We start from the raw sequence: 26,489 nt of genomic DNA, 5'->3' as shown, positions 1-26,489 counted from the left end.
AGAAGCATGGCCTCTGCCAATTATCTTTGATTCCTTTTATCAAGGTCGCAAATCAGCAACAGCTCAGAGTTTAACCAATTCGGTGGGGGATTATTATCGTAGTTTGGCTGATTTTATTTCCTAACCAATGGGTTATTAGGTTAAAAATTCTTATCCACTCACCAAAAAGTGTCGGTCAGCATTAACTAAAACATCTCAGTGTTAATAATAAAATTCGCCAATAATTGATCTTCAGCTATTCCCATCGCCCTGACTGGCAATGTATAAGAAGATCCTATTTTGTCCGTCTGACATTGCGCAAGGAAGATGCACCGCTAATGAACCGCCTCCCCACGCTGTATGGTATTGTCGCGATTTTACTTTGGAGTATGAGTGTCGCCCTAACCCGTGGGCTGGCTGAAACCTTGGGGCCATTTGGGGCCGGAGCGGCGATTTACACTGTCAGCGGGATTTTGGTGTGGGTGGTGGCAGGCAAGCCGACCGTACGCGGGCAACATCCGGCTTATCTGTATGGCTGTGGTGCATTATTCGTGGTGTATATGGTGGCATTTGCTTTGGCCATCGGCATGGCTAATGATCGTCAGCAAACACTTGAGATTGGCCTAATCAATTACCTCTGGCCAAGTTTGACTCTGCTGTTAGCCGTTCCGTTAGTTAAATTACGCGCCCGATGGTGGTTATGGCCGGGGGCGGCACTTGCCCTGTTCGGCGTTATCTGGGTAGTGAGCGGCGGGGATGGACTGGATATCAAGGTGCTCAGCACCAATGTCAGTAGTAACCCGCTGGCATACAGCCTGGCATTGATCGCCGCCTTTACCTGGGCGGGCTATTCCAATCTGGTGCGAATATACAGCCGAGGGCCGGGGGCGTTACCGCTGTTTTTGCTTGCCTGCGCCCTGTGTTTATGGCTGATGTTCTTTGCATTAACTCCCGGTAAGTTGCATTTTACCCCACGCGCCACCTTTGAGTTGTTACTGATGGGCGCCAATACCGCGCTGGCTTATCTGTGCTGGGATATTGCCATGAAAAAAGGCAACGCCACGCTGGTCGCTGCCCTTTCTTACTTCACACCATTATTATCGATACTGATTGCCAGTTTGTGGCTCAATACTCTGCCGTCGGCCGCTTTCTGGCCCGGGGTTGCAATGGTGGTTGCCGGTTCATTACTCTGCTGGTCTGCCAGCCGCACCGCTATTTAGTAATGATGAAAGCGCGATAGCCTTTCAATACCAAAAGAAAGTCTTCCAGGCCGCACAGGCAGAGGCTTTCTTCATCATAGTAATTCATGCCTTCTTCCATCTCATCGCCTTCAATATCTAATTGATTGGCGCGCACCATCACTTCTTCGCCATCCAGCCATAGGGTGTACTCATGGCCGTCCAATTGCCACTGACGCTCACTGCCTTTGACTTCGGCTGCCGCGGCTTCAATTAGATCCAGTTTCGCCAAATCGCCTTTAATTTCTTCATTGAGCCAATGGCCGATCACTTCATGCCCCATGGAGAATCTGACCAGCACTTGCCCGGTTAAGTCACGCATGAATTCATAGTCCATAGCACGCCCTCTGATGCTCTTATAATTATTGTAACTGTATTTAGCGGCCTCACTTGGTGCAAGCTGGCAAATAGCAGCAAAATTTCAATACGACACGGTTTTTAAAATAGAAACGGGGGGGGGGGGGGGGGGGGGGGGGGGGGGGGGGGGGGGNCCCGTAGTGCTGAAATATAACGGGTTATACGGCGGTTTGGAAGATCACACCGTCAGCTTTCTCAGTATATTGGCTCAACTGATCGAAATTCAGGTAACGATAAGTATCATCTGCGGTTTTATCAACCTGAGCCATGTAAGTCTGATATTCATCAGGAGTCGGCAAACGCCCAAGCAGAGATGCAATCGCTGCCAGCTCAGCCGATGCCAGATACACATTCGCCCCGGTGCCCAAACGGTTCGGGAAGTTACGGGTGGAAGTAGAAACCACCGTTGCCCCATCCGCTACCCGCGCCTGATTCCCCATACACAATGAGCAACCTGGGATCTCAATACGGGCGCCACTCTTGCCAAAGACGCTGTAATAGCCTTCTTCAGTTAGCTGAGCGGCGTCCATTTTGGTCGGTGGAGCAACCCACAAGCGTGTTGGTAGTTGGCCTTTGTGTTGATCCAGTAGCTTACCGGCAGCACGGAAGTGGCCAATATTGGTCATACAAGAACCGATAAAGACTTCATCAATTTTGCTGTTCGCCACATCAGACAACAGACGAGCATCATCCGGATCGTTTGGCGCACACAGAATAGGCTGGGTGATGTCAGACATATCGATTTCGATGACTGCGGCGTATTCCGCATCCGCATCGCCTTCCAGCAGATTCGGGTTCGCCAACCAGCTTTCCATACCATTAACACGGCGTTCCAGCGTACGGCGATCACCGTAACCTTCAGCAATCATCCATTTGAGCAGCACAATGTTAGATTGCAGGTATTCGGTAATCGGCGCTTTATCCAGTTTGATGGTACAACCGGCAGCAGAACGTTCAGCAGAAGCATCGGCCAGTTCGAACGCTTGTTCTACTTTCAGCTCTGGCAAGCCTTCGATTTCCAGAATACGGCCAGAGAAGATGTTCTTCTTGCCTTGCTTCTCAACCGTTAGCAGACCTTCCTGAATCGCGTAATAAGGAATAGCATGTACCAGATCACGCAAAGTGATCCCCGGCTGCATTTTGCCTTTAAAGCGCACTAACACGGATTCAGGCATGTCCAGAGGCATTACGCCCGTGGCCGCCGCAAATGCCACCAGACCAGAACCCGCCGGGAAGGAAATCCCGATTGGGAAACGAGTATGGGAGTCACCACCGGTACCGACCGTATCCGGCAGCAGCATGCGGTTCAACCACGAGTGAATGATACCATCGCCCGGACGCAGCGAGACGCCGCCACGGTTCATGATAAAATCAGGCAAAGTGTGATGAGTGGTCACGTCAACCGGCTTAGGATAAGCCGCAGTGTGGCAAAATGACTGCATCACCAAATCAGCCGAGAAGCCCAGGCAAGCCAGGTCTTTCAGCTCATCACGGGTCATTGGGCCAGTGGTATCCTGTGAACCGACCGAGGTCATTTTAGGTTCGCAGTACTCCCCCGGACGCACACCGGTAACGCCGCAGGCACGGCCAACCATTTTCTGTGCCAGTGAGAAGCCTTTGTTACTCTTGGCAACCGGCTTCGCCACACGGAATACATCGCTAACCGACAGACCCAGTGAATCGCGGGCTTTGGTGGTCAGGCCACGGCCAACGATCAATGGGATACGGCCACCGGCACGGACTTCATCCAGTAACACCTCGGTTTTCAGCTCGAAAGTAGCCAGTATCTCACCGGTATCATGACGGCGAACTTCACCCAAATACGGGAAGATATCAATGACATCGCCCATATTCAGGTTGGCAACATCCACTTCAATTGGCAGTGCGCCAGCATCTTCCATGGTGTTAAAGAAGATAGGCGCAATTTTGCTGCCCAGCACCACACCGCCTGCGCGTTTGTTCGGCACGTTAGGGATGTCGTCGCCCATAAACCACAGTACCGAGTTAGTGGCAGATTTACGGGAAGAACCGGTACCGACTACGTCACCGACGTAAGCCAGTGGGAAACCAATGGTCTTCAGCTCTTCGATCTGTTTGATCGGGCCAACACTACCCGGTTGGTCCGGGTGAATACCTTCGCGGGCATTCTTTAACATCGCCAAAGCATGCAATGGAATATCCGGGCGTGACCATGCATCAGGCGCAGGAGACAAGTCATCGGTGTTGGTTTCACCGGTCACTTTAAAGACAGTTACAGTGATTTTCTCTGCCAATGCCGGGCGGGAGAGATACCATTCGGCATCAGCCCAGGATTGCATCACCTTCTTGGCATGGGGGTTGCCCGCTTTAGCTTTTTCTTCCACATCGTAGAAGTTATCAAACATCAGCAAGGTATGAGATAACGCTTTGCCCGCAATCGGGGCCAACTTTTCATTATCTAACGCATCAATCAGCGGATGAATGTTATAGCCACCCTGCATGGTACCAAGCAGTTCAATCGCTTTCTCGGCGTTAATCAGGGGAGAGTGGGCTTCGCCCTTGGCAATTGCAGCCAGAAAACCGGCTTTAACGTAGGCTGCTTCATCAACACCGGGTGGTACACGGTTAATCAGCAGGTCTAACAGGAATTCTTCTTCGCCCGCAGGCGGATTTTTTAATGATTCAACCAGCGCGGCCATTTGTGATGCATCTAATGGCTTGGGGACGATACCCTCAGCAGCACGCTCGGCTACGTGCTTACGGTATTGTTCTAGCACGACTCTCTCCTCGCTTTAATTATCATATATTTTGCCAGGCTATCTGTGACCACCAGCCATCATCATGATGCAGTAGGTGTAAAGGTAAGATGCCCAGTTTCGCCCAGCCAGCATAGCAGTATTTGAACTCAGAGTTAATTCGTTCACATAAAAGCAACATTAAATTTTTGCTGAATCGTTAAGCGTAGTGTAATCATCTGACGTATTGATAGCGGCTCTCAGTTAGCCCCTTGCGATAGGGAAATATCCATAAAAACGGCCCCCCNNNCCGTTTCATTATCTTGCTGCGTCAGCGAAAACTTATTTCTTTTTCGCTTTCGGGTTAGGCAAGTCGGTAATGCTACCTTCGTAGATTTCCGCAGCCAGACCAACAGATTCATGCAGCGTCGGGTGAGCATGGATAGTCAGTGCGATATCTTCAGCATCACAACCCATCTCGATTGCCAGACCGATTTCACCTAACAGTTCGCCACCGTTAGTCCCAACAATGGCACCACCAATGATGCGGTGAGTTTCTTTGTCGAAAATCAGTTTGGTCATACCGTCGGCGCAATCAGAAGCGATAGCACGGCCCGATGCCGCCCACGGGAAGGTGGAGGTTTCGTAGCTGATGCCTTTTTCTTTCGCTTCTTTCTCAGTCAGACCCACCCATGCGACTTCGGGTTCAGTGTACGCAATAGATGGAATAACTTTCGGATCGAAGTAATGTTTCAAGCCAGAGATAACTTCAGCAGCAACATGGCCTTCGTGAACACCTTTATGTGCCAGCATTGGCTGACCCACGATGTCACCGATAGCAAAGATATGCGGCACGTTGGTACGCAGTTGTTTATCTACGTGGATAAAGCCACGCTCGTCAACTTCTACGCCAGCCTGACCGGCATCCAGCAATTTACCGTTAGGTACGCGGCCGATAGCCACCAGAACCGCATCATAGCGTTGTGGTTCTGCTGGGGCTTTTTTGCCTTCCATCGTGACATAGATGCCGTCTTCTTTGGCTTCCACCGCCGTCACTTTGGTTTCCAGCATCAGATTGAACTGCTTGCTGATACGTTTGGTAAAGACTTTTATCACGTCTTTATCAGCAGCCGGAATGACCTGGTCAGCCATTTCGACCACATCAATCTTCGAGCCTAGCGCATGGTAAACAGTCCCCATTTCCAGACCGATGATGCCACCGCCCATAACCAGCAGACGCTCTGGGACAGTTTTCAGTGCCAGTGCGTCAGTTGAGTCCCAAACACGTGGGTCTTCATGAGGAATGAATGGCAGTTGGATTGGGCGAGAGCCAGCCGCGATAATCGCGTTATCGAAGGTAATAGTCGTTGGGCCATTTTCGCCGTCAACCACTAAGGTGTTCGCACCGGTAAACTTACCAAGGCCGGTCACCACTTTGACTTTACGGCCTTTAGCCATACCAGCCAAGCCACCGGTCAACTGATTGATCACTTTGTCTTTCCAGACACGGACTTTATCAATATCAGTTTTAGGCTCACCAAAAACGATACCATGTTCGGCCAGCGCCTTGGCTTCTTCGATCACTTTGGCAACGTGCAGCAATGCCTTGGAAGGGATACAACCGACATTCAGGCAAACACCGCCCAGAGTGGCATAACGCTCAACCAGAATGGTTTCTAAACCTAAATCCGCGCAACGAAAAGCAGCAGAGTACCCTGCTGGGCCTGCCCCAAGTACCACGACCTGAGTTTTAATTTCAGTACTCATCATGACCTCTTAATTGTTTGTCCGGCGAAATACCCTTCATCTGTCAAACCGTAGGCGCGTTAGCTGCTCTCACTAACCCGAATCACTTACTGGTGTAAGCTCATCGGAGTTATCTCGTTTGCCGCCTTCCTACAACTTGAAATCTATTGGGTATCTTAGGCTAATTAATTTCATAACGCCTTGATCCACCGTGACGCTTGCACCGCGTGCAGTTTACAGAATTGTTAATAATCTGAAAAGCCGCATCGCGTGACGAGTGTCTCAACAACCTTGTCGACTTATGTAACAAGCCGACAAAGCCGGTTCATAGCTGTCTTTTGTCTGTCTGTAATAGTAACAAGGCCGGCGCGAAGCCGGCCTTGACGATTACATCACCAGACGGCGAATGTCGGCCAGCATGTTGTTGATGATGGTGATAAAGCGCGCACCATCAGCACCGTCAATCACACGGTGGTCGAAGGAGAGCGACATCGGCATCATCAGACACGGCTGGAACTCTTTACCGTTCCAGACTGGCTCTATCGCAGACTTGGAGACACCCAGGATAGCCACTTCCGGCGCGTTAACAATCGGCGCGAAGTGAGTTGTCCCGATACCGCCCAAGCTGGAGATGGTGAAGCAACCGCCCTGCATTTCGCCAGCGGTCAGCTTGCCATCACGCGCTTTCTTGGATATAGCCATCAGTTCACGGGACAGTTCAGTGATGCTTTTCTTGTTCACATCCTTGAATACCGGCACGACCAGACCATTTGGCGTATCTACCGCGACACCGATGTTGATGTACTTTTTCAGCGTCAGCTTCTGACCATCTTCGGACAGTGAGCTGTTGAAACGTGGCATCTGCTCGAGAGCAGCTGCAACAGCTTTCATGATGAACACCACTGGGGTGAACTTCACGTCCAGCTTACGCTTGGCAGCTTCGTCGTTCTGCAGCTTACGGAACGCTTCCAGATCGGTGATATCGGTTTTGTCGAAGTGAGTTACATGGGGGATCATCACCCAGTTACGGCTCAGGTTCGCACCAGAGATTTTCTGGATACGACCCAATTCCACTTCTTCTATTTCGCCGAACTTGCTGAAATCAACTTTCGGCCAAGGCAGCATGCCAGGCAGACCGCCGCCAGCAGCAGGGGCAGTTTCAGCACGTTTGACCGCGTCTTTCACATAAACCTGCACGTCTTCGCGCAAGATACGGCCTTTACGACCGGTACCTTTCACTTTTGCCAGATTAACGCCAAATTCACGGGCCAGACGACGGATAACCGGCGTGGCATGTACATAAGCGTCATTCTCAGCAAACTCGCTTTTGCTTTCAGCTTTAGCGGCCGGAGCTGGGGCGGCTTTAGCCGGTGCAGCAGCAGGAGCCGCTGGCTGGGCCGGAGCGGCCGCAGAGGCGGCACCTTCCACTTCGAATACCATGATCAGAGAACCGGTTTTAACTTTGTCGCCAGTGCTGATTTTGATCTCTTTAACCGTACCCGCGAATGGCGCAGGGACTTCCATTGAGGCTTTATCGCCTTCAACGGTGATCAGTGATTGTTCAGCGGCCACTTTATCGCCCACTTTTACCATCACCTCAGTCACTTCAACTTCATCGTCACCGATATCTGGCACTTCGACATTTTTAGCCGCAGTTGCTGCTGGAGCTGACTCAGTAGCCGCTGCCGGAGCAGGGGCTGCGGGTGTTTCTTCCGTTTTTGCCGGTGCCGCAGTGGCTCCGGTGGCTTCAAAGATCATCATCAGTTTGCCAGTAGCGACAGTGTCGCCAACCGCAATTTTGATTTCTTTAACTACACCCGCCTGCGGTGATGGGACTTCCATAGAGGCTTTATCACCTTCAACGGTGATCAGTGATTGTTCCGCTTCAACGGTATCACCCACTTTCACCATAATTTCGGTGACTTCAACTTCATCCGCACCGATGTCCGGTACATTGATTTCGATAGACGCTGTATTAATAGACATAGCTTCTTTACCTCTTATGCCAGACGCGGGTTAACTTTATCGGCGTCGATACCAAACTTGGTAATTGCTTGTGCAACTACGCTGGCGTCGATGTCACCGCGTTTAGCCAATTCACCCAGAGCTGCAACCACAACGTAAGAAGAATCAACTTCGAAGTGGTGACGCAAGTTCTCACGGCTGTCAGAACGGCCGAAACCATCTGTACCCAGAACGCGGAACTCGCTGGCAGGAATAAAGTTACGAATTTGTTCAGCAAACAGCTTCATGTAATCAGTTGAAGCAACTGCTGGCGCGTCGTTCATGACCTGAGCCACATAAGGAACTCGCGGAGTTTCTGTTGGGTGCAGCATGTTCCAACGCTCACAATCCTGACCATCACGGGCCAGTTCAGTGAAGGACGTTACGCTGTACACGTCAGAGCCTACGCCGTAGTCGTTAGCCAGGATCTGAGCCGCTTCGCGCACGTGACGCAAGATGGCACCTGAGCTCATCAACTGCACTTTGCCTTTGCTACCTGCAACAGTTTCCAGTTTGTAGATACCTTTACGGATACCTTCCTCTGCGCCCTGTGGCATTGCTGGCATATGGTAGTTTTCGTTCAGTGTGGTCAGGTAGTAATAAACGTTTTCCTGCGCTTCGCCGTACATACGCTCCAGACCGTCATGCATGATGACAGCAACTTCATAAGCATAGGCTGGATCGTAAGAGATGCAGTTCGGGATAGTCAGTGACTGAATGTGGCTATGGCCATCTTCATGTTGCAGACCTTCACCGTTCAGCGTGGTACGACCTGAAGTACCGCCGATCAGGAAGCCACGCGCCTGTTGGTCACCCGCCGCCCAGCACAGATCGCCAATACGTTGGAAACCGAACATCGAGTAGTAGATGTAGAACGGGATCATTGGCAGATCATTGGTGCTGTATGACGTTGCCGCAGCCAGCCATGAAGACGCCGCACCCAGTTCGTTGATCCCTTCTTGCAGGATCTGACCTTTTTCATCTTCTTTGTAGTAAGCAACCTGTTCACGGTCTTGCGGGGTGTACTGCTGACCATTCGGGCTGTAAATACCAATCTGACGGAACAGACCTTCCATACCGAAGGTACGAGCTTCATCGGCGATGATTGGAACAATCCTGTCTTTGATAGATTTGTTCTTCAGCATCACGTTCAGCACACGCACGAAGGCGATGGTGGTAGAGATCTCTTTATTCTGCTCTTCCAACAAGGCGCTGAAATCTGACAATGCAGGGATTTCCAGTTTCTCGGTGAACTTAGGCATACGGGTTGGCAGATAGCCTTCCAGCGCCTGACGACGTTGGTGCAGATATTGGTACTCTTCGGAATCTTTATCGAAGGTGATGTAAGGCAGTTTTTCGATATCAGCATCAGCCACTGGTACATTGAAACGATCGCGGAAGTGGTGAACCCCTTCCATGTTCATTTTCTTCACCTGGTGGGCGATGTTTTTACCTTCTGCGGTTTCACCCATGCCGTAACCTTTAATGGTGTGGGCTAGGATAACAGTAGGTTTGCCGGTAGTTTCTTGTGCTTTTTTCAGTGCTGCAAAGACTTTCTTCGGATCATGACCGCCACGGTTCAGAGACCAGATCTCGTCGTCGCTCATGTCTTTCACTAATGCAGCAGTTTCTGGGAAACGGCCAAAGAAGTGTTCGCGCACATAAGCGCCGTCTTTGGATTTGAAGGTCTGGTAGTCACCATCCAGTGTTTCGTTCATCAGTTGGATCAGTTTACCGCTGGTATCTTTACGCAGCAGCTCATCCCAACGACTCCCCCAAATCACTTTCAGTACTTGCCAGCCAGCACCACTGAAGATACCTTCCAGCTCATTAATGATTTTTCCGTTACCGGTAACCGGGCCATCAAGGCGCTGCAAGTTACAGTTGATAACGAAGACCAGGTTATCCAGTTTTTCACGGGTGGCGATAGTGATCGCACCTTTGGATTCCGGCTCATCCATCTCGCCGTCACCCAGGAAGGCATACACGGTCTGTGCTGAAGTATCTTTCAGACCACGGTGAGACAGGTATTTTAGGAACTTGGCCTGATAGATTGCACTGATTGGGCCAAGGCCCATAGAGACAGTCGGGAACTGCCAGAACTCAGGCATCAGTTTCGGATGCGGGTAAGAAGAGAGACCCTTACCGTGAACTTCCTGACGGAAGTTGTTCATCTGGTCTTCAGTCAGGCGGCCTTCAAGGAAGGCACGTGCGTAAACGCCTGGAGAGATGTGCCCCTGGAAGTAAACCAGATCGCCGCCATCTTTTTGGTTACGAGCACGGAAGAAGTGGTTGAAGCAAACCTCGTAGAAGGTAGCGGAAGACTGGAAGGATGCCATATGGCCGCCTAAATCCAGATCTTTCTTCGACGCACGCAACACGGTCATCACGGCATTCCAACGGATAGCAGAGCGAATACGACGCTCCAGTTCCAGGTTGCCAGGGTAAGCCGGTTCATCTTCTACTGGGATAGTGTTGATGTAATCACGGCTGGCTGAACCAGCTGCAACACTCACACCACCTTTACGGGCTTCGCCCAAGACCTGATCAATCAGATACTGAGCACGCTCAACACCCTCTTCACGGATGACCGATTCGATTGCCTGTAGCCAGTCGCGGGTTTCGATCGGATCCACGTCATTATTTAAACGTTCTGACATGGTGGTATTCCTTATCTATTTCTAATGGTTTATTTGGAGCCTATCTTCCTGTGCCTTAACCTCAGGCTAAAGCACGTGCCCTGGTGAAAACACCGGAAGATAGGCCCATCAGTTTAGTTGCCGCTAATGATTCTCAAATGAGAATTTATACCCACAGAAATTGGAGTTACAGGTAGGCAGCAAGAGAACGAATCCCGATGAGCTTACTAAGGTAAGTGATTCGGGTGAGTTCACGCAGCTAACAACCCTGCAGCTTCAAGTACAAAGGGTACAAAACGAATTATTAAGGCTTTGCAGAGGCGCAACCTGAATGATTCGTTTCTAGTCCTTGCGCTGTTGGAGCCGACGCAAAGATCGCTCACGGCGACTGTGCTCCCGACTGAGATCCAACAGGATTTCCTCAATAAACGCCAAGTGACGGTGTGAGGCTTCGCGGGCTTTCTCTGGCTCGCGTGCCACAATCGCCTCAAAAATCCCGGCGCGGTGACTGCTCACCGTTGCCAGCATTTCGCGACGCGAGTAAAGCAATTCAAAGTTTTGTCTCACGTTTTGTTCCAGCATCGGCCCCATGCAGCGCAGTAAATGCAGTAAAACCACATTATGCGCGGCCTCGGTGACAGCAACTTGATACTGCATAACGGCATCCGCCTCAGCATCTAAATCGCCGTTGTCCTGTGCTTGCTGGATAACAGTATGACATTCACGGATACGTTGCAGATCTTCATCAGTGCCACGCAATGCTGCATAATAGGCGGCAACACCTTCGAGGGCATGACGAGTTTCTAATAGATCGAATTGTGATTCTGGATGGTCGGCCAGCAGTTCAGCTAGCGGATCGCTAAAGCTTTGCCACAGATTGGTTTGCACGAAGGTACCACCACCCTGACGACGCAGCAGCAGTCCCTTAGCCTCTAAGCGCTGAATGGCTTCTCGCAGAGAAGGCCGGGAAACATCAAATTGCTTCGCCAACTCGCGCTCAGGCAGTAATTTCTCCCCCGGACGCAGCGTCCCTTCCAAGATCAGGTATTCGAGCTGCTGCTCAATGACATCTGATAATTTGGGCTGACGTATTTTGTTGTAGGCCATATTTTTTTATTATAAGTCGTGTTGTAAGTCGCGCTGTTAGCCATATTGAGTGAATCGTCTCTGCGAGTAGCTCGGAGTCAATTGGTAATACCAATTTCAAAAACGTGACGATAAAGTAACAAAGTATTCACTAGCTGTCCATACGGACCTTGACCAAAATCATGAAACCCAGCACATTTTAACAACTTCACTGATAAAGTAATGCAAGGTGATAACTTCGCGATGGTAATACCATTACCTTACATAAACGGGTTTTAACTTTTATGAAACGGATAATTAGGCAAGCTGAAGCGTTATAGTCACTTTATTTGTGAATTTAAATTCTAATTTTATGATTTTAAATTCAATATTAGACAAGAAAAATCTGTATATCCTCTTCCCCTACTTGAACACTGGTATGACCATTATGGAAATAGGCCACTGGTGATTTTTTGTGCAAAAAAGACGCGTTCCTGCTTTTCCTCAAAACAACAGCTTGATCACGCATCAACATTTTTCTTGCCATTTTGGCTAAAACTTCGCTGTTTAAAATAAAAAGCAGATGCAATAATTCTCGCCTACCACTATTCTCTTTTAAACGGTAGCCAAATAAGTAAATTCCATATAAAGCAACCGTAAACAAAATAATACAAACAATGTAATCAAAACCTTACGCATGGCAAAAGGCACTAATTTATACCCACGAGTGTAGCCAGCTTGCAAGATGACGGGTTTGCCAGCGAGAAGTCACAATGACAGAGGATGAAACGATGAGTGTTCAACAGGAAGGCGCAGAGCTAAAACGGGGGCTTAAAAACCGCCACATTCAGCTTATTGCCTTAGGTGGCGCAATTGGTACCGGATTATTTCTTGGTATCGCGCAAACCATTCAAATGGCGGGGCCTTCAGTTTTACTGGGGTATGCGATCGGCGGTTTTATCGCATTTTTGATTATGCGCCAGTTAGGGGAAATGGTCGTTGAGGAGCCGGTAGCCGGTTCGTTCAGCCACTTTGCTTACAAATATTGGGGTAACTTTGCCGGTTTTGCTTCCGGTTGGAACTACTGGGTGCTGTATGTGTTAGTGGCAATGGCCGAACTGACCGCTGTCGGTATCTATATACAATATTGGTGGCCAGAGATCCCAACATGGGTATCTGCCGCTGTTTTCTTCTTGGCTATCAACGTTATCAACCTGGCGAATGTCAAAGTCTATGGTGAGATGGAGTTCTGGTTTGCCATCATTAAAGTGGTCGCCATTATCGCCATGATTCTGTTTGGTGGATGGTTATTACTGAGCGGCCAAGGTGGCCCGGAAGCAACAGTCACCAACCTGTGGGCGCAAGGTGGCTTCTTCCCGAATGGCATCATGGGCCTGGTGATGGCAATGGCAGTAATAATGTTTTCCTTCGGTGGCCTTGAATTAGTCGGTATCACCGCAGCAGAAGCCGAAAATCCGGCCAAAAGTATCCCGAAAGCTACCAATCAGGTTATCTACCGTATCCTGCTGTTCTATATTGGTTCTCTGGCTATTTTGTTGTCACTTTACCCATGGGGAAAAGTGGTCGAAGGTGGCAGCCCGTTCGTGCTGATCTTCCATGCATTGAACAGTAATGTGGTCGCAACAGTATTGAACATCGTGGTACTGACGGCAGCATTATCGGTCTACAACAGCTGTGTTTACTGTAACAGTCGCATGTTGTTTGGCCTGGCTAAACAAGGCAACGGCCCGAAAATGCTGTTAAAAGTAGATGGTCGCGGCGTACCCGTTATTGCTATTGCTGTCTCGGCGTTTGCCACCGCTTTCTGTGTACTGATTAACTATCTAATTCCGGGCCGCGCTTTTGAATTACTGATGGCATTAGTGGTATCCGCATTAGTGATCAACTGGGCGATGATCAGCCTCGCGCACCTTAAATTCCGTGCGGCTAAAAACCGTCAGGGTGTAATCCCACAATTCAAAGCATTCTGGTATCCGTTCAGCAACTATTTATGCTTACTGTTCCTGAGTGGCATACTGGTCATCATGTACCTGACACCTGGCATCCAGATATCAGTACTGTTGATTCCAGCGTGGGTATTGCTGCTGGCTATCAGTTATATCCTGAAAAATCGGAGCCAACGGGCAAAATTCTGATAGCAGAAGTCTCCTTTTTTCCTTAGGAATCTGACGACATTATACCTAACGGGTCAGCCACAGCGCTGGCCCGTCTATTTAATGGTTTAACCAAAACCTCAGGTGGCTAAATGCGGGTTACTTGTTTGCATTCAATTGAGATAGCACTGGCCGGAACCGGACTCCCAAACCAGTGCGATAAATCAAGGCACTATACAAGTGCGCCATAAATTGTCAGTAAGGCCACCACCACAATCATCGTCAGTGTTACTTTTCGTGCCAGCAAGACAGCCGACCTAGGTGTCTGTACGGGGTCTAAATGTGGTTCACGAGCTAAAGAATACTGTGCCAACTTAGTCAGCACTTGATATTGCTGGGAACGGAAGTCACCCAACGAAGCAAGCCATGCTGGCAATGCTCTTTCACCATGCCCCAATAATGCATAAGCTACCCCCACCAACCGCACAGGTATCCAATCCAGCCAATGCAATATATGATCAATACCAGATTGAGAACGCTGTAGAGGCGTGTGATGACGTGCCAGCCAAGTTTGGTACCCCCGTAACATGGCGTAACCCGCCAACGCTACCGGGCCATAATTAGCACACATAACGAACCAGAATATTGGTGCTAAGTAATAGCGGAAGTTTATCCACAATAAGGCATTTTGCAGAGATTGCAGTCGCGTTTTTTCGCCGCTATCCATTGGTAAACCATGGAGTAGTGCTAACTCTTCGGCCATCTTATCAGTAGCATGGACATCATTTTGGCGCGCAGCTTTTAAGTAAGCTCGATAATGTTTACGGATCCCTCCAGCGCCGATGCACAGCAGGCAAATCAGTATCCAAATCAGCAATAGGGGGAAACCAAATAAGATATTTTGTACTAACCGCAAAATTAGCCATACCAAGGCCATCCACACCACAGTGAGCAAAATAGTTTGTACCAACGAAAAACGGTGTAAGCGCGCAAATATCACTTCCAGACGATGATCTAACTGCCAATGTTCGCCCAGTTTAAACAAGCGCTCCCATGCTAGCACCAGCAACAGCGTAAACAGTGTCATTAGCTCTTATTCTCCCTTTGCACTTAACCAGCCCCTGAAGCAGGGCATATGCCTCCCGGCATGCATAAACGGCAATATCATACGAGGCAATAAGCAGATGAGCGCTCGACAATAAACCGCTGTGAATACTGAATTACACCTTCATCACGATGGCAATAACTTCGCCAAACTCTGCTGATACAACGCCCAGTCAAAAGCGGGACCGGGGTCAGTTTTACGTTCTGGCGCAATATCACTGTGGCCCGTCACTCGATCTGCGGTTATTGGATAATAGGCAAATAACAGTGCACTTATCTCAGTTAGGCTGCGATATTGTGCGGGCATAAACGGTAACACATCTGTCCCTTCCAACTCGATCCCAATAGAGAAATCGTTACACCGTTCACGCCCAGAAAAAGTTGATACCCCAGCGTGCCAGGCGCGCTTATCGAACGGAACATATTGAATAAGGTCACCATCCCGGCGAATCAGACAATGGGCAGAGACACGTAAATGAACAATATCAGAAAAATAGGGATGATCATCAGCATTAAGTGTGCCGGTAAATAGTTGATCGATATACGGACCACCGAATTCACCAGGGGGCAAGCTGATATTATGAATCACCAATAGAGAAGGTGCTTCACCTTCTGGCCGCTGATCAAAATGGGGGGAAACCACCCGTTTAGCCCCTAAAATCCAGCCATTTTCTAACTGCATTATTTACCTAAGCCCCCTCTAATAGTACACATCTACCGGCTCTTTTATGGCACTTCGTCCAGCAACAGAGTAGCATGTTTGGACAACTATCTATCCGCCATTTCGGAGTTTTCTATGCCGACCCGTAGCTATAATGCAGACAGCCGCCGTGCCGAGCTATTGGAACGAATTCAACGTGATATCCCTTTGACTGTAGCTCAGGCTTTGAGTGAGGATCTTGGTGGTGAAGTCAATGCAGACCGCGACCTCACCGCACAATTGCTCCCTGCTGACAAACTGGCAAATGCCACTATTATTACTCGCGAACCCGGTATTTTTTGTGGTCAACGCTGGTTGAACCAAGTGTTCATCCAACTTGGTGCCCAAGTATCAGTTGAGTGGTTAGTGAACGATGGAGACAAGCTGGCAGCAAATCAAGAGCTTTGCCATCTGACCGGCCCTGCTCGCATTCTGTTGACCGGTGAGCGCACCGCACTTAACTTCCTGCAAACTTTATCAGGCGTCGCGACCGAAGTGAGTCACTATGTGGCGATGATCTCCGAATTGCATACACAATTACTCGATACTCGTAAAACCTTACCAGGGCTACGTACCGCTTTGAAATATGCTGTACTTTGTGGTGGTGGTAATAATCACCGGCTCGGTTTGTCTGATGCTTTTCTTATCAAGGAAAATCATATTATTGCTGCCGGTTCGATAAAAGAAGCCGTTACCAAAGCACTTTGTATACGTTCCGATGTCCCTGTTGAAGTTGAAGTTGAATCCCTTGATGAGCTGCAACAAGCATTGGACGCTAGCGCAGATATCATTATGTTGGATAACTTTTCTATTCCAATGATGCGCGATGCAGTAAAAATGCGCGACGAACAAGCTAAAACACAAAACAGTGTGCAACTGGAAGTATCGGGTAACGTCACACTTGAAACCCTGCGCAGTTATGCAGAAACCGGTATTGATTTTATTTCTGTCGGTGCGCTAACCAAGCATGTCACAGCGTTAGACCTCTCGATGCGTTTCCAATAAGCCTACCAAATTATCTTCGGCGGATCGTGCCCAAGTTCTGGCCATAATTCAGTTTTGCGAGCACCGCCGAAGTTATCTGTTCCTCCCCTGTAACAACCAAAATAACCGACAGTACATCTCGCAAATCAATGTAACCCCCCTGTTGTTATCAATTTAAATACTGCACCCTGACCTCGTTTTTTAATACACAAGGAGAGTGCTACATGACTAATCAAAAGGGTTTTACATTAATAGAATTGATGGTTTCGATCGCCATCATTGCAGTTCTCAGTGGTATTGGTATTCCGTCCTATCAGCGTTACGTCCAAAAAGCGGCACTCACCGATATGTTACAAGCCATCGTTCCCTACAAAATGGCAGTAGAACTTTGCGCGCTAGAACATGCCAAGTTTGATGGCTGTAATGCGGGCACTAACGGGATACCTGCGGGGCAATCATCACGTTATGTCAGTGCAACGACTATTGTTAAAGGTGTGATTACGTTTACAGGTCAACACACGCTTGCCGATCTGACTTTAGCGATGACACCAACAATCAGTAGCAGTGGAAATATCGTCTGGGCAAGAACATGTACCACCGTAGATAACAGCATTGCTGATAGCTGTAAGACCGTGTTCCGTTTCAATGATAAGGCTTAATTAAATGACCGAATTCATGGCATCCCCACGCGAGATAATAAATGATGAATTACACACACTCTGTCGCCGCCATAGAGCAATAGCTTTAAAACTCGATGGCAAGAGCCTGTCTATAGCCACATCCAACCCAGTGGATGACGAATTACTCACTGCACTGCGTTTTACCTGTGGCCGCAAAATCACAGTGGAATACTGGCCGGAAGCTAAGATTGAGCAATCATTGAATCAGGCGTTATCGGCAAATCAACACCTAAACCGAGGAGTAAAATCCACAGAAAATAACCAAGGCATACGTCAACAAGAAAGGGCGCGGCAAGGCGGAGCGTCGTTAACCCTGGCACAACAGGATTTGGATGAGACTTTGCTTGATAAAGAAAGCGATATACCTGTGATTCAATTTATAACGCAAACACTCAGACTGGCTATTCAGAAACGGGCATCCGATATCCATTTTGAACCTTATCAGCACCATTATCGTATTCGATTAAGAATCGACGGTGTATTACACGAATCCCACCCACCCACAAAGGAATTAGCCGGCCGTATCAGCAGTTGCTTGAAAGTTATGTCCAAATTAAATATCGCTGAAAAGCGGTTACCACAAGATGGTCAGTTAACCCTACTGCTAAATAACACTCGCTATTCAATGAGAATAGCGACCCTTCCAGTGCAATACGGTGAAAAGGTCGTATTACGAATACTGAATATTCAACAACAACCTACCCTGGAAAATCTGGGGCTGACAACAATTGCTCACCAACAGCTAACACGGGCATTATCGGCCCCACAAGGGTTGGTTCTGGTCACTGGGCCGACTGGCAGTGGTAAAACTGTGACCCTTTATTGCAGTTTGGATCAACTTAATCAGCCGCAAAGAAACATTTGTAGTGTTGAAGACCCTATTGAGATCCAGGTTGATGGCATAAATCAGACTCAAACCAACAGTAAAATTGGGCTGGATTTCTCTTGTGTATTACGCGCGATGCTACGTCAGGATCCTGATGTAATTATGCTCGGTGAGATCCGCGATAATGAAACAGCCGAAATAGCAGTTAAGGCAGCACTGACAGGGCATCTGGTACTTTCAACGTTGCATACTAACTCGACCGCTGAAACACTGATACGTCTGACACAAATGGGGATAGAACGTCACTTAATTGCATCCAGCCTGAGGTTAGTTATCGCCCAGCGGCTGGTACGCAGGCTCTGCCCCCACTGCCGGCAGGCATCTCCAACCCTTTTTCAGGCTCCGGCTAAGGTACGGGCGAGCCCATTACAACATTATCTGGCCGCAGGATGTGAACACTGCTGTGCAGGTTATTATGGTCGAACGGGCATTTACGAAATGTTAAGTGTCACTCCGCAGATTCAACAAGCTTTACTCAATAATGTCAGCCCTTCAAAACTGACTCAGATTGCACAGCAACAAGAACAAGTAACATTACTTTCTGCTGGTTTGGCATTGGTCGAAAGCGGTGTGACTACACTCAATGAAATTAATCGTGTTGTGGGATCGCTGGCTGAAGCTGGGGCAATATCTTGAGCTATCAGCGTTTATTTTACTGGAAAGCCATTAATACTGCTGGGCAATTACAAACAGGCACGCTACTGGCAACAGAGAGAGAGATTGTCTATGAACATATGTTCCGTCAGGGATTACAACCATTAGGCGTTAAATGCGGTAAACGGTTATCAATTGGCTATTGGCGAGGAGAGCGCTTGGTTGCCGTGACTCGCCAGTTAGCTACGTTGTTACAAGCCGGTTTACCTTTAGTCAACAGCTTGCAACTGCTAGCAAAAGAGATGGATGCCATACCTTGGCGGTGCTTATTACAGGAAATCAGCCAACAGGTTTCACAGGGGCAGTCATTATCCGAAGCGATGGCACGTTATCCACACACGTTCCCCCGCTTATATCCCCCGGTCATTGCCATCGGGGAGCAGACCGGTAACCTTGAACAGTGCTGTATTCGGTTGGTACAGCAACAGGAACGGCAGCAAAAACTACAAAAGAAAGTGGTCAAGGCACTAAAATACCCGGTATTTGTCTGTATTATCGCACTGGCTGTCAGTATTGTTATGCTGGTCATGGTGCTGCCTGAATTTGCACAAATTTATCAATCATTTGATACACCATTACCAGTGCTGACTGCCACGCTTCTTTTGATGTCGGCATTTCTCATTACTTATGGGCCGTACATCGCCGTATTGTTAACATTACTCTATATTGGATATTGGTATACACGGCGGCATCAGGTACCTGTGCAACAATGGGAGCAAAGGCTTTTATTACGCCTCCCATTCATCTCTACATTGGTTCGTGGAAGCTGTCTTAGCCAAATTTTTCAAACCTTAGCTATTACTCAACATGCGGGATTACCGCTGACTGCCGGATTAGATGCTGCACTTCTGTCTATCAATAACTACGCCTATCAGCAAGCGTTGAGGGAGATTCAAAAGCAAATCTACCAAGGTATCCCTCTGTATACGGCTCTTGCCCAGCACTCTTTATTCCCCCCTCTCTGCCCACAATTGGTTCGTGTGGGTGAGGAGTCAGGTGCATTGGATGTGCTGTTAGAAAAACTGGCCAGTTGGCATCAGCAGCAAACACAGGATTTAGCCGATAACCTTACTCAAATGTTAGAACCACTTTTGATGCTGATTATTGGCGGTATCGTTGGAACACTGGTGATCGCAATGTATTTACCGATATTTCAGTTAGGGGATGTTATCGGGTAAATGATGTTATTCGAGGAGGTCATAGGGTGGGTAACTAAAAGAGTATTATTGAGAAAGGGCGTTAAGTGACACCCTTTCTCATATCAATAAGTAGATTTCATGTACTCACTGAATGTTATTTCCGAGAACAAACCATCATCGGAAACTTTGTATTAATTGCTGCCGAACACGCGGTTCTCTTGCTCCGCAACACGGATAAAAGTAGTGCGTTTAGTCAGTTCTTTTAAATGCGAAGCACCCACATAGGTACAAGCTGAGCGCAGGCCGCCCATGATATCGCGCACGGTGTTATCAACTGAACCACGTAATGGCAATTTAACCGTTTTTCCTTCCGCCGCACGATATTCAGCAACACCACCAACATGGCGTTTCATTGCAGATTCAGAGCTCATACCGTAGAACAGCATGAATTTCTCGCCATTCTCTTCAACAATACGGCCTTCACACTCTTCATGCCCTGCCAACATACCGCCCAACATAACAAAATCAGCACCACCACCGAACGCTTTAGCAACATCACCTGGTACCGAACAACCGCCATCACTGACAATCTGCCCACCCAAGCCATGTGCTGCATCAGCACACTCGATAACAGCCGATAGCTGCGGATAACCAACACCGGTCTTCACACGTGTAGTACAAACTGAACCTGGCCCAATCCCGACTTTAACAATGTCCGCACCAGAGAGAATAAGTTCTTCCACCATCTCACCAGTCACCACATTACCAGCACAAATCACTTTATCCGGACAAGCTTCACGCGCTCGTTGTAGGAAGGAGACAAAATGCTCTGAGTAGCCGTTAGCCACATCGATACAGATGAATTTCAAGGCTGGAGATAACGCCAAAATTTGTTTCATTTTGTCGAAATCAGCAGAGGAAGTCCCAGTTGAGACCATAACATGACGCAATACGGATTCAGGAACACGCTTCACAAACTCGCCCCACTGTTCAACAGTGTAGTGTTTATGAACTGCGGTCAGAACATCGAACGATGCCAGAACTTCTGCCATGCGGAAAGTGCCAACAGTATCCATATTAGCAGCGATGATAGGCACGCCGGACCAATTGCAACCTGAATGCTTGAAGGTAAACTGGCGTTCCAGGCTTACTTCAGAGCGACTTTTCAGCGTTGAGCGTTTAGGGCGGATCAATACATCTTTGAAGCCTAATTTCAAACCTTCTTCAATACGCATGGCTTAATATTTCCTGGTTATTGGCGATAGATCGCAAAAAGTGATCGGGCGTAAATCACGCCATCCCAGTGAAGCTATCATACGCATGAATAATTCTACGACAAGACTGCGAATCCACCTTTATTTACGCTACAATCCCACAAATTACCTGAAAAATACCGATGACTCCTTTTATCACTGTTTTCACTTCGCTTATTTTTCCATACAGCTCAAACAGAATGCATACCTTACTATGCCTTCCCTCCTGCTTTCAGATACAATTCTGACCACTCACTAACAGTATGCAAGGCTAGGCAATGACCTATATTGTGGCTCTCACCGGCGGTATTGGCAGCGGCAAAAGTACCGTAGCAAATGCGTTCGCCAATTTTGGTGTGCCCATTATTGATGCTGATATTATCGCCCGTCAGGTGGTTGAACCGGGGATGCCAGCATTAGCCACTATTACTTCCCGTTATGGTGAAATCATTTTGCAAGCCAATGGCGCATTGAACCGTGCCGCATTACGCGAGAAAATTTTCAGTGAGCCACAGGAAAAAGCATGGTTAAATTCACTGTTGCATCCCCTTATTCAACAGGAAGCTCAGCGCCAACTCGCAGGCATTGATGAACCATATGTTCTTTGGGTTGTCCCTCTACTGGTTGAAAATGGTTTACATCACAAAGCCAATCGTGTGTTAGTAGTAGATGTAGCACCTGAAATACAACTCGCTCGGACGATGGCGAGAGATGGAATTACCCGCCAACAGGCAGAACATATTTTAGCTTCACAGGTTTCCCGGCAACAGCGGTTGGCTTATGCAGATGATATTATTGACAATAGCGGCGATCCATTAATTATCGCCTCGCAAGTTGCTTCATTACACCAGCAGTATTTAAAATTGGCAGCTGCGGCCCAACAGGATCTACACCAATGAGTGACCTTACCTCAACAATACTTTTCGAACATCCGCTTAATGAAAAAATGCGTACCTGGCTGAGAATGGAGTTTTTATTACAACAATTAGAAAGCCAACGTTCGTTAGATAACATTGCCAGTGCATTAACGTTTTTCCGTACTGCATCCGATTTAATTGATGTCCTTGAGCGCGGTGAAGTACGTACTGATTTACTTAAAGAGCTTGAGCGCCAACAACAAAAGTTACAGCAATGGGCTGATATGCCTGGCGTTGATATGTCACTGGTGGATTCACTACGTAACCAGCTAAAAAACCGAGCATCAGTCTTGATGTCTGCGCCACGCATCGGACAATCATTAAAAGAAGACCGTTTAATCAGTGTTGTTCGCCAACGCCTGAGTATCCCCGGCGGTTGCTGCAGCTTTGATTTACCCACTTTACACACTTGGTTGCATCAGCCACAAGAACAGCGAAACCAGCATATCGATAAGTTGCTCGCCGGTCTGGCACCACTCAATCAGTCATTAACCATCATTTTAAATTTAATTCGCCAGTCGGGTCCGCTACGCGCGCAAATTAGCTTGAATGGTTTTTTTCAAGATAATGCCGAAGGCGCTGATCTACTCAGATTGCGTTTGCCATTAGACGCACAACTATACCCACAGATCTCTGGTCACAAGACACGTTATGCCATTCGCTTCTTACCGCTCGACAGCGAAAATGGTACCGTGCCTGCCCGTTTATCGTTTGAATTAGCCTGCTGCTGAGTTTGCTATCAGTCGTTTGGCATTGGATAGATTTTAGGAGAAAACATGGAAAACGAAGAAATAGAGGTCAACTGCCCGACCTGCAGAAAAGTCGTTATCTGGGGTGAACAAAGCCCTTATCGCCCATTCTGCTGCAAGCGTTGCCAACTTATTGACTTAGGTGAGTGGGCAGATGAAGAGAAACGTATTTCCAGCAGTGGTGAGTTATCTGACAGTGATGAATGGAGCGAGGAAGACCCTCTCCAACATTAATAATCTCAGTCTGACCAAATGGAGCAAACGCCATTTTGCTCCATTTTAGTTATATTAACGGCCCGGCAACACTATGCAGTCAGTAATTCGATGATTGCGGCATTAGCAGGCGGAAACTCTTCGGCCAACAATTCTGATTGCTTAACCCAGCGCATAGGTTGCCCTTCGCGGCCAAAAGGTTCACCGTCCCATGCTTCAACCATATAGAAATATAATGTCACGATACGATCAGTAAAAGTATGCTCCAACACATTGAGCAAAAACGCTTTTCGTACCACAATGCCGGTTTCCTCTAGCAACTCACGCTTTAAGGCAGCTTCTGGTGTTTCACCCTGCTCAATCTTGCCCCCAGGAAACTCCCAAAACCCCGCCATATGGGAATCAATTGCACGTTGGGTAATAAAAATCTCCTGCTGAGGGTTGCGGATAATCCCTACTGCGATGTGTAAATGTTTCAATTCTCTTTCTCCTGATCAGAGCATAAACGCTGGCTTATGGGGTCTTTTACTTACCGGTTCTAAAAAAGAACGACAAAAAATAGTCAAAATAAAGGGCGGTTTTTAAGCCGCCCTCATTGTCAGTATGGCTAATGACCTAAAGTATTACTGTAGGCTACCATGACACTGTTTGTATTTTTTGCCTGACCCGCATGGGCACGGATCATTACGACCCACTTTACGCTCAAGGCTGGTAGCAACATTGACTTCTTCCTTTGACATCAATGCACTGTTGTCAGACTGATGGCTCAGTTGCTGCTGTTTCGCCAAACGTTCAGCTTCTTCACGGCGTTGTACTTCCAACGCTTCTACCTCTTCTGGCATCCGAACTTGTACTTTGCTCAGCACACTAATCACTTCATATTTCAGTGATTCCAACATTGCCGCGAACATGGCGAAAGATTCACGCTTATATTCCTGTTTAGGATCTTTTTGCGCATAACCACGTAAATGAATCCCCTGACGCAGGTAATCCATCGCAGCCAAATGCTCCTTCCACAACGAATCCAAGGTTTGTAGCATCACGCCTTTTTCGAAGTTACGCATCATATCGATGCCAACAACTTCTTCTTTGCGGTGATAAACCTCAATCGCGCGCTGAAGAATGCGTTCTCGTAATGTTTCTTCGTGCAATTGTGGCTCGTCTTCCAGCCATTGTGCAATTGGCATATCTAAATCGAAATCATTTTTCAGACGCTGTTCAAGACCTTCAACATCCCACATTTCCTCCAGTGACTGGGTTGGAATGTAGCTGTCGATAACTGTTTTGAATACATCTTCACGGATGCTATTAATGGTTTCGCTGACATCAGATACGTCCAACAGTTCGTTGCGCTGGCTGTAAATGGCACGACGCTGATCACTGGCGACATCATCATATTCAAGCAGTTGCTTACGAATATCGAAGTTACGGCTTTCAACTTTACGCTGTGCGTTAGCAATAGCCTTGGTTACCCATGGATGTTCAATAGCTTCACCCGGTTTCATACCCAGTTTACGCATCATGCCAGACACACGGTCAGAGGCAAAAATACGCATCAGAGCATCTTCCATTGATAAGTAGAAGCGTGAAGAACCGGCATCACCCTGACGACCCGCACGACCACGTAACTGGTTATCGATACGGCGTGACTCATGACGCTCGGTGCCAATAATGTGCAAGCCACCTGATGTCAGTACCGCATCATGGCGAATCTGCCATGCCGCTTTAATAGCCGCAATTTGCTCTTCAGTCGGATCTTCCAGCAAGGCAATCTCGCTCTGCCAACTGCCACCCAACACGATATCAGTACCACGACCCGCCATATTGGTTGCGATAGTGACCGCACCCGGTTGACCCGCCTGAGAAACGATCTCAGCTTCCATTGCGTGGAATTTGGCGTTCAGAACCTTGTGTTCAATGCCCGCTTTGGTCAATTCAGCAGATACTACTTCAGATTTTTCAATCGAGATGGTCCCGACCAATACCGGCTGCCCATTCGCAGTACGCTCACGGATATCTTCGATAATTGCGCCGATTTTCTCCTGTTCGGTCATATAGACCAAATCTGCCAGATCTTTACGGATCATAGGACGGTTAGTCGGTACAACGATGGTATCGAGTTTGTAAATCGAGCTGAATTCAAACGCTTCAGTGTCTGCGGTACCGGTCATACCGGCCAGTTTTTCATACAGACGGAAGTAGTTCTGGAAGGTAATTGAAGCCAGCGTCTGGTTTTCGTTCTGGATTTCCACGCCTTCTTTGGCTTCAACTGCCTGATGTAAACCATCAGACCAGCGACGCCCTTGCATAGTACGGCCAGTGTGCTCATCGACGATGATCACTTCACCGTCTTTCACAATGTAGTCAACATCACGGGCAAACAGTACGTGAGCGCGCAGAGCGGCGGTTACGTGGTGCATCAACATAATGTTGGCCGGAGAGTACAGGGACTCGCCTTCCTCCATAATGCCCGCTTCTACCAGCATTTCCTCGATCTTGATCAAGCCGCGCTCGGTCAAATGCACCTGACGTGATTTTTCATCCACCGAGAAGTGGCCTTCACCCTGAAAACTATCCGAGTCTTCTTTTTCCTGACGAACCAGTTTTGGGATCAGTTTGTTAACCCGAATATACATCTCGGAGCTATCTTCAGCTGGGCCAGAGATAATCAGCGGGGTACGAGCTTCATCGATCAGGATGGAGTCGACCTCATCCACCAGCGCATAGTGCAGTTTACGCTGTACGCGCTCTTCAGGACTGAACGCCATATTATCGCGCAGGTAGTCAAAACCGAATTCGTTGTTAGTACCGTAAGTAATATCAGCAGCATAGGCCGCACGCTTAGCGGGGGCGGTCATATTCGGCAGGTTGATACCCACACTCAGGCCCAAAAATTCAAACAATGGACGGTTATTTTCGGCGTCACGTTGAGCCAAATAGTCGTTGACGGTAACAACATGAACACCGCGACCACTTAACGCATTGAGGTAAGCAGGTAGGGTTGCAGTCAGCGTTTTACCTTCACCGGTACGCATCTCAGCAATACAACGCTCATTCAGTACCATACCGCCAAGCAGCTGTACGTCGAAGTGACGCATGCCAAATACACGTTTACTCGATTCACGAACGATAGCAAAAGCTTCAGGGATCAGATTTTCCAGCACTTCACCTTTTGCCAAACGCTCACGGAACTCATCCGTTTTGGCACGTAATTCGGCGTCTGTCAGTTTTTCAATTTCTGGCTCCATGCGGTTGATCAGATCAACCACTTTGCGCATACGGCGCAGCGTGCGATCGTTACGGCTGCCAAAAACTTTGGTTAATAATTTAATTAGCATAATTCTTTATATCTCT

20 protein-coding genes are annotated in these 26,489 nt (G+C 48.2%); 9 read left to right on the top strand and 11 right to left on the bottom strand.

The genetic code is table 11. The annotated features are described in order from the left end of the window. Positions 1-317 precede the first annotated feature (317 nt). Positions 318-1,199: an aromatic amino acid DMT transporter YddG gene (gene yddG / locus AEP37_RS11075; protein WP_049613293.1), complete on the top strand. Its 882-nt coding sequence runs from the start codon at positions 318-320 to the stop codon at positions 1,197-1,199. Here the strand turns inward: yddG and yacL are convergent. The 6 genes from yacL to pdhR form a co-directional block, all read right to left on the bottom strand. Next, positions 1,192-1,554 carry a protein YacL gene (gene yacL / locus AEP37_RS11070; protein WP_049613290.1) on the bottom strand — a complete coding sequence of 121 codons (363 nt, stop codon included), beginning with the start codon at positions 1,552-1,554 and terminating at the stop codon, positions 1,192-1,194. The two genes, yddG and yacL, sit on opposite strands and share 8 nt — an antisense overlap. A gap of 178 nt (positions 1,555-1,732) precedes the next feature. Continuing rightward, on the bottom strand, positions 1,733-4,330 hold the full coding sequence (gene acnB, locus AEP37_RS11065) for a bifunctional aconitate hydratase 2/2-methylisocitrate dehydratase (RefSeq protein ID WP_049613287.1): 2,598 nt from the start codon (positions 4,328-4,330) through the stop codon (positions 1,733-1,735). 300 nt (positions 4,331-4,630) lie between these two features. Then, positions 4,631-6,055, bottom strand: a complete 1,425-nt coding sequence (gene lpdA, locus AEP37_RS11060; RefSeq protein WP_162208220.1) for a dihydrolipoyl dehydrogenase — start codon at positions 6,053-6,055, stop codon at positions 4,631-4,633. Between the two features lie 366 nt (positions 6,056-6,421). Further along, complete coding sequence (aceF, locus tag AEP37_RS11055; protein WP_049613284.1) at positions 6,422-8,020, bottom strand: pyruvate dehydrogenase complex dihydrolipoyllysine-residue acetyltransferase; 1,599 nt, start codon at positions 8,018-8,020, stop codon at positions 6,422-6,424. Positions 8,021-8,034: 14 nt separating this feature from the next. Next, positions 8,035-10,698 carry a pyruvate dehydrogenase (acetyl-transferring), homodimeric type gene (gene aceE, locus AEP37_RS11050; RefSeq protein WP_049613282.1) on the bottom strand — a complete coding sequence of 888 codons (2,664 nt, stop codon included), beginning with the start codon at positions 10,696-10,698 and terminating at the stop codon, positions 8,035-8,037. Between the two features lie 321 nt (positions 10,699-11,019). Beyond that, on the bottom strand, positions 11,020-11,784 hold the full coding sequence (pdhR, locus tag AEP37_RS11045; protein ID WP_049613280.1) for a pyruvate dehydrogenase complex transcriptional repressor PdhR: 765 nt from the start codon (positions 11,782-11,784) through the stop codon (positions 11,020-11,022). A 749-nt stretch (positions 11,785-12,533) separates the two neighbouring features. Here pdhR and AEP37_RS11040 point away from each other — a divergent pair. Continuing rightward, the gene (locus AEP37_RS11040; RefSeq protein WP_049613278.1) at positions 12,534-13,898 is read left to right on the top strand and encodes an amino acid permease; all 1,365 of its coding nucleotides are present in this window, start codon (positions 12,534-12,536) and stop codon (positions 13,896-13,898) included. A 190-nt stretch (positions 13,899-14,088) separates the two neighbouring features. On the opposite strand, the gene ampE is transcribed toward AEP37_RS11040, so the two are convergent. After that, positions 14,089-14,943, bottom strand: a complete 855-nt coding sequence (ampE, locus tag AEP37_RS11035) for a beta-lactamase regulator AmpE (protein ID WP_049613277.1) — start codon at positions 14,941-14,943, stop codon at positions 14,089-14,091. 144 nt (positions 14,944-15,087) lie between these two features. Further along, complete coding sequence (gene ampD, locus AEP37_RS11030) at positions 15,088-15,642, bottom strand: 1,6-anhydro-N-acetylmuramyl-L-alanine amidase AmpD (protein ID WP_049613275.1); 555 nt, start codon at positions 15,640-15,642, stop codon at positions 15,088-15,090. 114 nt (positions 15,643-15,756) lie between these two features. Between ampD and nadC the strand changes: the two genes are divergently transcribed. The 4 genes from nadC to hofC all read left to right on the top strand — a co-directional run bounded on the left by nadC (position 15,757) and on the right by hofC (position 20,042). Next, a complete protein-coding gene (gene nadC / locus AEP37_RS11025) occupies positions 15,757-16,665 on the top strand; it encodes a carboxylating nicotinate-nucleotide diphosphorylase (RefSeq protein ID WP_049613273.1) in 909 nt (302 codons plus the stop codon). A 203-nt stretch (positions 16,666-16,868) separates the two neighbouring features. Next, positions 16,869-17,303 carry a prepilin peptidase-dependent pilin gene (gene ppdD, locus AEP37_RS11020; RefSeq protein ID WP_049613271.1) on the top strand — a complete coding sequence of 145 codons (435 nt, stop codon included), beginning with the start codon at positions 16,869-16,871 and terminating at the stop codon, positions 17,301-17,303. Positions 17,304-17,307: 4 nt separating this feature from the next. Then, the gene (gene gspE / locus AEP37_RS11015; protein WP_049613269.1) at positions 17,308-18,846 is read left to right on the top strand and encodes a type II secretion system protein GspE; all 1,539 of its coding nucleotides are present in this window, start codon (positions 17,308-17,310) and stop codon (positions 18,844-18,846) included. Beyond that, entirely contained in the window at positions 18,843-20,042 is a 1,200-nt protein-coding gene (hofC, locus tag AEP37_RS11010) for a protein transport protein HofC (protein WP_049613266.1), read from the top strand. The genes gspE and hofC overlap by 4 nt, the downstream gene beginning before the upstream one ends. Positions 20,043-20,194: 152 nt before the next feature. Here the strand turns inward: hofC and AEP37_RS11005 are convergent, their stop codons facing one another. Continuing rightward, positions 20,195-21,238 carry a GMP reductase gene (locus AEP37_RS11005; protein WP_049613265.1) on the bottom strand — a complete coding sequence of 348 codons (1,044 nt, stop codon included), beginning with the start codon at positions 21,236-21,238 and terminating at the stop codon, positions 20,195-20,197. Between the two features lie 296 nt (positions 21,239-21,534). On the opposite strand from AEP37_RS11005, the gene coaE reads away from it, so the two are divergent. Genes coaE through yacG form a run of 3 tightly spaced genes read left to right on the top strand, consistent with a single transcriptional unit; the run spans position 21,535 to position 23,156 of the window. Next, a complete protein-coding gene (gene coaE, locus AEP37_RS11000) occupies positions 21,535-22,155 on the top strand; it encodes a dephospho-CoA kinase (RefSeq protein ID WP_049613263.1) in 621 nt (206 codons plus the stop codon). After that, entirely contained in the window at positions 22,152-22,904 is a 753-nt protein-coding gene (zapD, locus tag AEP37_RS10995; RefSeq protein ID WP_049613260.1) for a cell division protein ZapD, read from the top strand. The genes coaE and zapD overlap by 4 nt, the downstream gene beginning before the upstream one ends. A gap of 45 nt (positions 22,905-22,949) precedes the next feature. Next, positions 22,950-23,156 (top strand): DNA gyrase inhibitor YacG, encoded by a 207-nt coding sequence (yacG, locus tag AEP37_RS10990; RefSeq protein ID WP_049613258.1) that lies wholly within the window; start codon positions 22,950-22,952, stop codon positions 23,154-23,156. A 71-nt stretch (positions 23,157-23,227) separates the two neighbouring features. Here yacG and mutT read toward each other — a convergent pair whose 3' ends face one another. Both mutT and secA read right to left on the bottom strand, forming a co-directional pair. Then, positions 23,228-23,614 (bottom strand): 8-oxo-dGTP diphosphatase MutT, encoded by a 387-nt coding sequence (mutT, locus tag AEP37_RS10985; RefSeq protein WP_049613256.1) that lies wholly within the window; start codon positions 23,612-23,614, stop codon positions 23,228-23,230. Positions 23,615-23,758: 144 nt separating this feature from the next. Beyond that, positions 23,759-26,473 carry a preprotein translocase subunit SecA gene (secA, locus tag AEP37_RS10980; protein WP_049613254.1) on the bottom strand — a complete coding sequence of 905 codons (2,715 nt, stop codon included), beginning with the start codon at positions 26,471-26,473 and terminating at the stop codon, positions 23,759-23,761. Positions 26,474-26,489 lie beyond the last annotated feature (16 nt).

The organism is Yersinia pekkanenii, assembly GCF_001152565.1.
In the GTDB taxonomy this organism is placed as follows: domain Bacteria; phylum Pseudomonadota; class Gammaproteobacteria; order Enterobacterales; family Enterobacteriaceae; genus Yersinia; species Yersinia pekkanenii.
This window is presented reverse-complemented; position numbering and strand designations above follow the sequence as displayed.

Excerpts from the sequence above, each read along its gene's own strand:
- yddG (WP_049613293.1), top strand. The coding sequence starts at position 318 with ATGAACCGCCTCCCCACGCTGTATGGTATTGTCGCGATTTTACTTTGG.
- yacL (WP_049613290.1), bottom strand. The coding sequence starts at position 1,554 with ATGGACTATGAATTCATGCGTGACTTAACCGGGCAAGTGCTGGTCAGA.
- lpdA (WP_162208220.1), bottom strand. The coding sequence starts at position 6,055 with ATGAGTACTGAAATTAAAACTCAGGTCGTGGTACTTGGGGCAGGCCCA.
- aceF (WP_049613284.1), bottom strand. The coding sequence starts at position 8,020 with ATGTCTATTAATACAGCGTCTATCGAAATCAATGTACCGGACATCGGT.
- aceE (WP_049613282.1), bottom strand. The coding sequence starts at position 10,698 with ATGTCAGAACGTTTAAATAATGACGTGGATCCGATCGAAACCCGCGAC.
- pdhR (WP_049613280.1), bottom strand. The coding sequence starts at position 11,784 with ATGGCCTACAACAAAATACGTCAGCCCAAATTATCAGATGTCATTGAG.
- AEP37_RS11040 (WP_049613278.1), top strand. The coding sequence starts at position 12,534 with ATGAGTGTTCAACAGGAAGGCGCAGAGCTAAAACGGGGGCTTAAAAAC.
- ampE (WP_049613277.1), bottom strand. The coding sequence starts at position 14,943 with ATGACACTGTTTACGCTGTTGCTGGTGCTAGCATGGGAGCGCTTGTTT.
- ampD (WP_049613275.1), bottom strand. The coding sequence starts at position 15,642 with ATGCAGTTAGAAAATGGCTGGATTTTAGGGGCTAAACGGGTGGTTTCC.
- nadC (WP_049613273.1), top strand. The coding sequence starts at position 15,757 with ATGCCGACCCGTAGCTATAATGCAGACAGCCGCCGTGCCGAGCTATTG.
- ppdD (WP_049613271.1), top strand. The coding sequence starts at position 16,869 with ATGACTAATCAAAAGGGTTTTACATTAATAGAATTGATGGTTTCGATC.
- gspE (WP_049613269.1), top strand. The coding sequence starts at position 17,308 with ATGACCGAATTCATGGCATCCCCACGCGAGATAATAAATGATGAATTA.
- AEP37_RS11005 (WP_049613265.1), bottom strand. The coding sequence starts at position 21,238 with ATGCGTATTGAAGAAGGTTTGAAATTAGGCTTCAAAGATGTATTGATC.
- coaE (WP_049613263.1), top strand. The coding sequence starts at position 21,535 with ATGACCTATATTGTGGCTCTCACCGGCGGTATTGGCAGCGGCAAAAGT.
- zapD (WP_049613260.1), top strand. The coding sequence starts at position 22,152 with ATGAGTGACCTTACCTCAACAATACTTTTCGAACATCCGCTTAATGAA.
- yacG (WP_049613258.1), top strand. The coding sequence starts at position 22,950 with ATGGAAAACGAAGAAATAGAGGTCAACTGCCCGACCTGCAGAAAAGTC.
- secA (WP_049613254.1), bottom strand. The coding sequence starts at position 26,473 with ATGCTAATTAAATTATTAACCAAAGTTTTTGGCAGCCGTAACGATCGC.